This window comes from Pseudomonas sp. FW305-96, assembly GCF_058783825.1.
This window is the reverse complement of record NZ_JBYSYW010000075.1, coordinates 1-500: the sequence shown is the minus strand read 5'-3', so window position 1 is coordinate 500 and position 500 is coordinate 1. Positions and strand designations below refer to the sequence as shown.

At 69.2% G+C, this 500-nt stretch carries 1 protein-coding gene; it reads right to left on the bottom strand.

The window, feature by feature from the left end; translation table 11 throughout:
- Positions 1-500: hypothetical protein (locus tag AC3WL2_RS25795; protein WP_492574047.1), on the bottom strand; the 500-nt coding region annotated here is incomplete at both ends.

The window sequence follows — 500 nt, the reverse complement described above, 5'->3', positions numbered from 1 at the left end:
CTGTTGTCCAGGTGCGCGGCGACCAGGTCGAGGTTGCCCTTGGCGCCAAGGATGCCGAGCTGGTTGAGCAGCTCGCTGCCGCTGTAGCGGGCCCCGGCCTGGCCGCTGACCAGGCCCTGGTCGCGGTTGTCGAGGTGGTCGATGGTCAGTGTCAGTGCGCCGTCGGCCTCGATCTTGCCGCCGCGGTTGTCCCAGCGCTGGCCTTGCAGGGTCAGCAGGTCCTTGCCCACCAGGCGGCCACCGCGGTTGTCCAGTTGCCCCGCGTCGATATGGGTGGCGCCCACGCCGTTCACCAGGCCCTTGGCCTGGTTGTCCAGCAGCCCGCTGACCTTGGCGGTGAGCGTGCCGTCGCTGAGCAGCTTGCCTTGCTCGCGGTTGTCGAGGCTGGCGGCGCTCACCTTCAACGCCTTGTCGGCAGCCAGCACCCCTTGGCGATTGTCCACCGCCTGGGCGATGGCCAACTCCAGCGCCCCGCCAGTGACCGTACCCTCACGGTTGTC